Consider the following 4442-nt stretch of genomic DNA (forward strand, 5'->3'; position numbering starts at 1 on the left):
CCATAAGGGTATATCTACAATTATATATATGTATAAATCCTAATTACTAAACTACATTCATTTACAACCACTTAAATAATAAAGTACAATACAAATAAACCACCTCCACCATCCCCACCCCAACAAACTTTCCCAACAGCACAAATTACTTTCCGAAAGACAGTAAATTCGTGAATTTTATGTCCATCTGCACTTTGGCAGTTTGTTCAAGATAGTGAATCGACAAATAAGGTTTTGAGGCTCATGTGAGGGGTGAAAGCAGAAAATAGGGTTGGTGGCGCGGAGTGGAGCTTTACCATTATCAGCCATTAGGTATTTTTACCTATGAAATTGGGTAAAAATACCTAATGGCAGCAAGTCAGTTTAATGGTCACACTTGTAAACAGAGTCTACTCTTAGTGCTTAAATTGATGTGTTAGCGTATTAATATTATTACTGATGCTATTGTAAACTGCGATATTCTTGCGCAAGTAAAGTACATTTGACCATGACCCGAAATGAACTCAACCGGCAATTAAAGGAAGCCCTGCAAAACATCGTTGGCAACACCGCTGAGATCGATGCTTTCGTTAAAAGTCTGTCGGTCACGCAGGTGGCTAAATCCGATTTTCTGATCAAAGCGGGGGATTGGTGCCCGAATATCTATTTTGTAAATGAAGGGGTCTTCCGTACGTTTCTGGAGGTTGAGGATCGGGAGATGAATACGGAGTTCTTCTTTGAAAACAGCTTTGCAGGGGCTTTTACAAGCTTTTTGCTGGACACTCCCACTTCACTCAACATACAGGCTTTAGAGCCGGCCATGGCTATGGTTATTCCCAAAACGCTGCTGGAAGGGTATTACAAAACCAACCCTTGCTGGTATGCTTTGGGCAAACATATTTTCGAACAGGAATTCATCAAAAAATGCCGGCGCGAAAGTGAGTTTCTACAGCTTTCCGCCAGGGAGAGGTACCTGAACCTGATCGATCAATACCCACAAATAGAGGCTCGCATTCCCGGGTATCACATTGCTTCTTTCCTGGGCATTCAAGCCGAATCCCTGAGCCGGATCAGGTCAGGGAAGCTGGCATAGATTAACATAGATCAATGACTATATTGCTTCACACGGCTTTACTTTAAACCAAAAAAACGATGGACAAAAGAGTAAAATTTGATTTTGAATTTTTCTTCACCAATGGCGGCAGCATCAAAGGCGAAGATTTCAGGCTGGATATTGCTGGCGATGATATCAGTGACAAGGAACTGGCAGATTATATCATCGAAGATATGCGCCTGCTTATGGTGGGTGAAACCAGAATACTCAACAAGGAGATCATCACCGAACCTCACAAAAGAAAACCCATCGACCAAAACACAGGCAAGCCGCTACTCATCGACCTCAGCCATACCATCGAAGACGGGTTAGTGACTTACAAAGGCCTTCCCGCCCCGGTTATCTGCGATTACCTCAGCCGGGAGGCATCCAAAGATATCTATGAAGAAGGCACGGAATTCCAGATCGGTAAAATAGAAATGGTCTCAAACACCGGCACGTACATTGACTGCCCTTTTCACCGCTACGAACACGGCAAGGATCTTTCAGAGGTATCATTAGAAGCCTTCACTGACCTTGAGGGCATTGTAATCAGGGTGCCGCACGACAAATCAAAAGCCATAACCCGGGAGCACCTGCAAAACTATGAGGTGAGAAACCGGGCCGTACTCATTCACACCGGCTGGGACAAGCACTGGAATACCGAAAGCTACTACGAAAACAATCCTTACCTCACCCAGGAAGCCGCTGAATACCTGGTAAGCTGTAATGTAAAACTCGTTGGTATCGACTCTCTCAATATTGATGATACCCGCGGCAAAAGCCGGCCTGTTCATACCGCTCTGTTGGGTGCAGAAATCCTGATCGTGGAGCACCTTTGCAACCTGGAGTTGTTGCCGGATGATGGCTTTACCTTTAGCGCCATTCCTCCAAAGTTTAAAGGAGTGGGCACCTTCCCGGTGAGGGCAATGGCGAAGGTCAAACGATAAGGAGGGAAGTGATCGGATGACTTTGGAGTCATCTGATCACTGCTGGTTTTGATATTATTCCTTATCGGAATATGGAATATGGTCAAAAGTTTTAATGTCAATTCGCGATTCGCGAATCGCGAATTGATCATTCGGTGAGATAAAATACTTTCCTCAGAACTAAACAGGCCTTTTCCTCGTAAAATGTCTCTTACATGAAAGTCTTTCTTACCCTGATCAGCCTTGCTTTATCACTATCCCTTGCTGCCCAGCAAAGGGACTCGCTGGAATCGGTATTATCAGGCCAATATGGAAAGGAAAAACTGATCACTTTGCACCTGCTAATAGAGCAGCTCCACAACGCAAATGATAAAAAGGAGCTTAAATATGCGAGGGAGGCCAATGACCTGGCCGAGAACATTATTCATAGCAACAACAGGCTCATTACCAAAGACGAACTTCACCTGAAGCCGGTCTCCCACTACTACCTGGGCCGGGCTTATTTTAAACGGGAGCAATACGCCAAAGCCAGGGAATACTTAGACAAAGTGCTGCAGGATATTGACCTGATAGACAATGAAAAAGCGGGGCAAACGCTGATTTATCTGGAAGAACTCGAGGACAAAACAGGCGAACGCTCAGCGGTAGGTGCCTTTCTGAAAAAGAGCCTGGACAATATGGACATTGGCGGCAAGGTGACATCCGCCACGGAAAACATGGGCCTTTCCACTACACTCAAGCTGGCCCGTTACCATGAAAAAAACAACAATTTCATCAAAGCCATTGAGCAATATGAGAAGGCCATCAACCTGTACAAAGACCAGGGTGACAGTGAAGAGGTTTACTTTTATATGAACCATGTGGCCTCTCTCTATGAAAAAAGCGGCCAGTATCAAACGGCTATCAACTATTACGAAAAGATCAATGACCAGGCAGGCATCAAAGAGGATACGCTGCAGGTGATGATGAACAAGAAACGCATCGCCCAACTGGAGACCATCGAAAAGGAGGTATCCAAGCTCTCTCCTTCTGCCCTGGATAAAAAAACGAATATTACCCACTTCGCTTCTCCCGAACTTCCGCAGGACAAATTCAAACGTCTGGCTGATCAGATGGAGGCTCAGAAGGATTTTAAAAAGTCGTTGGAGTACTACAAGGAATATGTGGCTTTGCAACGGGCTTATGAAAAACAGCAACAGGAAAAGGAGCTGGCCCTGCTGGAGCAGATCAACTATAATGAGAACAAGGAACGGGAAATAAAGCTGCTGCAACAGGAAAAAGAGATCCAGCGCATGAGGCTCTCTGAAAACGAGGCTGCCATGGAGCAGGAGGCCGAGTTTCGCAATATGCTGATCATCGGTGCATCACTACTGGCTGCATTGGCCATTGCGCTCTGGCTGATGTACAATATGAAACGCCGCAACCACAGCCGCCTTCAAAGTGCTTACCATGACCTGGAAACCACCCAAAACCAGCTTTCCGAAGCCGAAAAGAAAATCCGCAACCTCCTGGGACAGCAGGTATCCGGTGCAGTGGCCAATGCGCTGATCACCACGGCAGAAAACGACAGGATCGACAAGCGATTTGTCTGCGTTATGTTCCTGGATATCAGAAATTTTACTCCTTTTGTGGAGAACAAAACGCCCGAAGAGATCATCCAATTTCAAAATGATGTTTTCGGATTCATGATCGATATTATAGAGCAGAACAATGGCGTGATCAACCAGTTGCTCGGGGATGGCTTCATGGCCACATTCGGCGCTCCCGTTTCCACCGAACATGACTGCGACAATGCCTTTGAGGCGGCCAAAAGCATTATCAAGGAGCTGGAAAGCCGGGCTGCTCAGAACATCCTTCCTCCCATCAGGGTAGGCATAGGTTTACATGCCGGGGATGTGGTAGTGGGCAATGTGGGCAACGCTCGCCGTAAGCAATATTCCATCACCGGCAATCCGGTTATCACCGCCGCAAGAATAGAACAGCTCACCAAAGAGTTCGGCGTGCAGCTTCTGGTTTCCCGCGAAGTGTATGAAAACCTCACCTCCAAACCCGATGTACTTCCTGATTTCAAGGCTGTCCATATCAAAGGCCGGTTTGAGCCCGTGGAGACGTGGAGTGTTATTTGAGTTGCGGGTGATGGTGATCGGTAAGTGGTAATCGGTAATCTGTAGATTTGTAGTGTGGTTAGGTTGGAAGGCGGAAGTCCGAAGTCAGGAGTCAGAAGTCAGGAGTCGGAAGACGGGAGTGTTTGGTAGGTGGTGAATAGTGAACAGTAAATAGTAAACGGTAAAAGGGGATTTGTAAAGAACTAGAATTTTCAATGTTTCTACAACGCTGCTATCCCCTTACTTCCCAGTAGAGTCTCTCGAAGAGGACTCTACGGCATTCGGAGGTACAATCTTTAATTATAGCAGGAGACCTTTGCCGGGAGAGACTATGCT

Annotated in this window: 3 protein-coding genes; all 3 read left to right on the forward strand. The window is 46.1% G+C overall.

Annotated features, from left to right (window positions below):
- The first annotated feature begins 487 nt into the window (after positions 1-487).
- The 3 genes from E1163_RS27285 to E1163_RS27295 all read left to right on the forward strand — a co-directional run bounded on the left by E1163_RS27285 (position 488) and on the right by E1163_RS27295 (position 4127).
- The gene (locus E1163_RS27285) at positions 488-1072 is read left to right on the forward strand and encodes a Crp/Fnr family transcriptional regulator (protein WP_155176425.1); all 585 of its coding nucleotides are present in this window, start codon (positions 488-490) and stop codon (positions 1070-1072) included.
- A gap of 59 nt (positions 1073-1131) precedes the next feature.
- Positions 1132-2022 carry a cyclase family protein gene (locus E1163_RS27290; protein WP_155176427.1) on the forward strand — a complete coding sequence of 297 codons (891 nt, stop codon included), beginning with the start codon at positions 1132-1134 and terminating at the stop codon, positions 2020-2022.
- Between the two features lie 194 nt (positions 2023-2216).
- Positions 2217-4127 carry an adenylate/guanylate cyclase domain-containing protein gene (locus tag E1163_RS27295; RefSeq protein WP_155176429.1) on the forward strand — a complete coding sequence of 637 codons (1911 nt, stop codon included), beginning with the start codon at positions 2217-2219 and terminating at the stop codon, positions 4125-4127.
- Positions 4128-4442 lie beyond the last annotated feature (315 nt).

The sequence above is a fragment of the Fulvivirga kasyanovii genome (assembly GCF_009711405.1).
GTDB lineage: Bacteria > Bacteroidota > Bacteroidia > Cytophagales > Cyclobacteriaceae > Fulvivirga > Fulvivirga kasyanovii.

Coding starts and splice junctions, on each gene's coding strand:
- E1163_RS27290 (WP_155176427.1), top strand. CDS start 1,132: ATGGACAAAAGAGTAAAATTTGATTTTGAATTTTTCTTCACCAATGGC.
- E1163_RS27285 (WP_155176425.1), top strand. CDS start 488: ATGACCCGAAATGAACTCAACCGGCAATTAAAGGAAGCCCTGCAAAAC.
- E1163_RS27295 (WP_155176429.1), top strand. CDS start 2,217: ATGAAAGTCTTTCTTACCCTGATCAGCCTTGCTTTATCACTATCCCTT.